The sequence below is a fragment of the Mesorhizobium sp. M0621 genome (assembly GCF_040320745.1).
In the GTDB taxonomy this organism is placed as follows: Bacteria; Pseudomonadota; Alphaproteobacteria; order Rhizobiales; family Rhizobiaceae; genus Mesorhizobium.
This window is the reverse complement of record NZ_JAMYQF010000126.1, coordinates 1-1,413: the sequence shown is the minus strand read 5'-3', so window position 1 is coordinate 1,413 and position 1,413 is coordinate 1. Positions and strand designations below refer to the sequence as shown.

Below are 1,413 nucleotides of genomic sequence, written 5' to 3'. Positions count from 1 at the left end.
CGCGGTTTATGCCGACAGCCAAATTATGCCGAGTGTGCGAGTTTGACCAACACTTCCTCCACTTAGCGGTAGCTGGATCGGCATAGCTTAGGCTCTCTCCGTCGCAATTGACGCGAAGGAGAGGACACATGATCGCAAGTCGACTATCTGCAACGCTAGCTGATCCACGGGCCGTATGGCGAGTTTGCACGCGTTTATGCGGGCAGATTGTCCGGCGAAGGCTTCGATCAGCAATGCACATGGCATCGCTAAGCCTATTTCGTGAGCTGAGAGACTGGCATCTCGGCATTTAAGCGAAGATTATGTCGAGCGGTTTCTTGAGCACCGTTCCAAACACTGGAGCATCGATTCGGGCGATCAATCGACGCTCCGGCGCCTGCTTGTCGCTTTAGGCAAGAAGGTTTGATACCAACCGCCCTTCCGATTGAGCGCACGGAGCACGAGCAGATTGTCGATGTGTTCGCGGCTTACCTCACCAATGAGAGAGGGCTAGCCGCCTCGACGGTGGAAAGTCACAAGCTGCTCTCACGCCGATTTTCTGCAGGAGGTCTGTCCGGCTGGCGCAGATGGGTTTGCAGCGCTCACCCGGAGATCGTTATCGGCTATGTCGAGCGACATGCTCTCGACGGCTCCGCCGACAGCGGCAAGGCATATGTGCGGGGTGGTGCGCACCTTCCCGCGCTATTTGCATCTGAAGGGCTTCATTTCGGTAGCCTTGGCTGATTGTGTGCCGTCGATCCGTCGCTGGCGGCTTGCTGGCCTGCCAACCTTCCTGCCACCACGGAAGGTTCAGTTGGTTCTCGATGCCTGCCATCGAACCACGGCAATGGGGCTTCGGGACTATGCGGTTCTGATGGCGCTGGCCAAGCTGGGCGTGCGCGCCAGCGAGGTTGCCGCGCTCAGTCTTGACGATATCGATTGGCAGTCGGGCAGTGTCCTCGTCCATGGCAAGGGACGGCGTCAAGCGATGATGCCGCTACGCCACGACGTCGGTGCAGCTATCGTCGCCTACATCCGGCAGTGTGGCCGGTTATTTCTGCGAATGCTTGCTCCGCACGTCGGCTTTGCCTCAGGCTGCGCCATCACGATGATCGCGAAGGAGGCCCTCGAGCGGGCGGATATTCACGGCTATGCGCACCACGGCGCGCACCTCTTCCGCCACAGCCTTGCGACCGACCTGCTCCGGTCGGGGGCCAGCTTTGCCGAGATCGGCCAGTTGCTTCATCACCGGAGCATCGACAGCACGAGGATTTATGCCAAGCTCGACATCGAGAAGCTGCGCGAACTGAGCCTGCCCTGGCCGGGAGGTGTCCATGAGCCGTCTTCGAACAGCGCTTGAGCGCTATGTGGGCATGCGCCAGGATTGGATACAAGTATCATGGCCCCGCCGACGATTATCGAATTTCGTTACCT

The 1,413-nt window shown here is 59.2% G+C and carries 1 protein-coding gene; it reads left to right on the top strand.

Annotation, left to right across the window (positions count from 1 at the left end; translation table 11 throughout):
• The first annotated feature begins 604 nt into the window (after positions 1–604).
• Positions 605–1,339 (top strand): tyrosine-type recombinase/integrase, encoded by a 735-nt coding sequence (locus NKI38_RS33405; RefSeq protein ID WP_352665136.1) that lies wholly within the window; start codon positions 605–607, stop codon positions 1,337–1,339.
• Positions 1,340–1,413 lie beyond the last annotated feature (74 nt).